We start from the raw sequence: 3,306 nt of genomic DNA on the forward strand, positions 1-3,306 counted from the left end.
CGCACGGCGCGCGCACTCGACAGCCGGGCACGCACTGCGCCGCGGATCAACACCGAGGCCGAACGCCCCGACGAACTTCCGCTGATCGGGCGAACGCCCGCCATGCAGGCGCTCTACCGGGTGGTGGCGCGGATCATGAACACCGACCTGCCGGTGATGATCTGTGGTGAATCCGGCACCGGAAAATCACTGATCGCCAAGGCAATTCATGATTTCTCGGATCGGCGCACATTGCCCTTCGTGACCGTCACGCCGGGCGATCTGCGTGATCTTGACGGGCCGGCCAAGGTGATGGCGCGTGCCAAGGGCGGTACCATCGTTCTCGACGAGGTCGGCGACCTGCCGCCCGAGGCGCAGGGAAGGGTGGTGCGGATGATGGATGCGCCGGGCGATCACGTGCCCCGTTTCATGGCCACAAGCCAGACCCAGGCGGGCGCTGCGCTTGAATCGGGCAAGCTGCGCGAGGATTTGTATTACCGCCTCAGCGGGGCGGTGATCGACGTGCCGTCCCTGCGCGAGCGGGTCGAGGACATCCCGCTTTTGGCCGAGCATTTCCTGGCCCGCGATGAGCGTGATGGCCAGCCGCCCCGGCATCTGTCGGCGGAGTCTGCCGAACTGATCCGCGCCTATAGCTGGCCGGGCAATGTACGACAGCTTGAAAACGCGGTGCGCCGGATCGGGTTGACTGCGATGGCCGAGGAGATCACCCGCGCAGAGGTCGAGGCGGTACTTGGCAATCAGCCGCGCGCCGAGCCGGTGATGGGCCAGCAGCGCGGCGAAAGCCTGTCGGCCTCGGTCGCGGCCCATTTGCAGCGTTATTTCGACCTGCATGGCAACACCCTGCCGCCGCCCGGCCTTTACGCCCGGATCCTGCGCGAAATCGAAATGCCGCTTCTGGAAATCGCCCTTGATGCCACCGGCGGAAATCAGGCCAAATGCGCCGACCTTCTTGGCATCAACCGCAATACTTTGCGCAAGAAGATTACCGATCTGGATATTAACGTGACACGCCGCCGCAAGTTGATGTAAAACTGCAACAGGACTGTGGCTATTTGGGGCGTGTTGCCCCGGATCGCCCAGATGTTGCGGGGGGCAGGGCCTTGCCCCACTAGCGGATGGGGGACATGCGTGGCAACACAGACACGCAGATTGCGCAGCGGACGCCTGTCGTGGGATACGATAAGCCGTTTGCGGCGCTTGCAACGGCTACAGAACTGGGCCGCACTGGGGCTTGTGGTTCTGGGGCCGGTTCTTGCGCTTTTGACCTATCTGATGATGGGGCCTCTGGATCAGGGGGCGTCGTCCAACGGTCTGCGAATCGTCCTGCTCTGCGACATGGTTTACGTGCTGATGGTGGCCGGGCTGGTGATGCAGCGCGTGGCGCGGATGGTGGCCGCACGGCGCAAGCGATCGGCAGGTTCACGGCTTCATTTGCGGCTGACCGGCGTGTTTGCGCTCATGGCGCTGGTGCCGACGGTGACGGTCGCGGTCTTTGCGACGCTGTCGATCAACATGGGCCTTGAGGCATGGTTTTCCGACCGGGTTGGCCGCGTGGTCGATAGTTCGGTCGCAGCCGCCGAGGCCTATCAGGACGAACACCGCCGCGACCTGTTGACCGACATCCGGGTTCTGGCGTCGGTCATGAATGCGACCAAGCGGGCGGCGGTATTCATGAATGACGGTGACATCCGCCAGGTTCTGTCCAGCGGTCAGCGCGAAATTCAGCGCGGGCTGCGCGAGGCTTTCGTGATTGACGGCACAGGCGCAATCCGCGCGCGCGGCGAGCAATCCTATCTGTTTGATTTCGAACGCCCGACGCCGGAGCAGATCAAGACGGCCTATGACGAGGGCGTGCTTGTGATCCGCGACTGGGACAACAACGAATTCCGCGCCCTGATGCCACTGACGGCGATACCCGACCGCCTGTTGTACGTCAGCCGCAATGTCGACGGGGCGATCCTGAGCCTGCTCGACGAGACTCAGGAAACCGCGACATTCTACAAGCAGCGTGAAAGCGAACGGGGCCGGGTGCTGTTTGAATTCGGCCTGTTGTACCTTGGCTTTGCGGTCATTCTTATCCTTGCGGCGATCTGGCTCGGGATGTGGTTCGCCGAACGCCTGTCGCTGCCGGTGGGGCGGCTGACAAGTGCGGCGCAGCGGGTCGGGGAGGGCGACCTTGACACCCAGGTGCGCGAGGAAGAGGGCGATGACGAGATCGCCATGCTGAGCACCTATTTCAACCAGATGACCCGCCAGCTCAAGGGGCAGCGCGACAAGCTTCTGGCCAATACCCAACAGATTGAGCGGCGGCGCCGGTTGTTTGATTCGGTGCTTGGCTCGGTCTCGTCCGGGGTTCTCGGGCTTGATGCCAAGGGGCGCGTGACCTTCGTCAACCGCGCTGCGGAGCGGCTTTTGGATTGGCATGAAGATCAGCAATCCGTTTCCCTCAGCGTGGCGGTCCCCGAATTTGGTGCCTTGTTTGAAAAGCTGCGCAAGACGCCGAGCGGGTTTGCCCAGGAAGAGATCAAGGTGACGCGCGGCAACCAGCAGGAAAACCTGCTGGTGCGGATGTCGACCCGGATCGGCGCCGAGGGTCGGCGCGAGGGCTATGTGGTGGCCTTTGACGATGTTACCGATCTTGTCACGGCGCAGCGCATGGCTGCCTGGGGCGATGTCGCCCGCCGGATTGCCCATGAAATCAAGAATCCGCTGACGCCGATCCAGCTTTCGGCCGAGCGGATAAAACGGAAATTCGCCCGCCAGCTTGAGCCGGATCAGGCCGAGAGCCTTGAACAGCTGACCGATGTGGTGGTGCGCCAGACCAACGATCTGCGCCGGATTGTCGATGAATTCTCGAAATTCGCCCGCATGCCCGAACCGCAGACCAAACAGGAAAGCCTGACCCGGCTGTTGCGCGATGTGGTGTTGCTTCAGGAAAGCGGCCAGCCGGAAGTACGCTTTGATCTGGCGATGGATGAGGCCCCGCTTTGGGCCGAGATTGACGCCACGATGATTGCGCAGGCCCTGACGAACCTGATCAAGAACGCCGGTGAAGCGATTGAAAGCTATAAGGAAAAGGGCGCTCCAGAGGATCTTGTCCCACAGATCAGGGTGGCAAGCGCGCCCGAGGGTGATGAGGCGGTGATCCGGATTTCGGACAATGGTATTGGCCTGCCGCAGGACCGCGCGGCCCTGTTTGAACCCTATGTGACGACGCGTGAGAAGGGCACAGGCCTTGGCCTTCCGATCGTGAAGAAGATCATCGAAGAGCACGGCGGCAGCCTTGTGCTTGAAGATGCCGAACCG

General features: G+C 62.6%; 2 protein-coding genes. Both read left to right on the forward strand.

Features of this window, described 5'->3' with window-relative positions; genetic code table 11:
* Positions 1–1,029, forward strand: a 1,029-nt coding sequence (locus QZ522_RS18665) for a sigma 54-interacting transcriptional regulator (protein WP_294615138.1), incomplete at its 5' end; no start/stop codon positions are given.
* Positions 1,030–1,128: 99 nt separating this feature from the next.
* Positions 1,129–3,306: PAS domain-containing sensor histidine kinase (locus QZ522_RS18670; RefSeq protein WP_294615142.1), on the forward strand; the 2,178-nt coding region annotated here is incomplete at its 3' end.

It is taken from the genome of uncultured Roseovarius sp. (assembly GCF_913054395.1).
Lineage (GTDB): Bacteria > Pseudomonadota > Alphaproteobacteria > Rhodobacterales > Rhodobacteraceae > Roseovarius.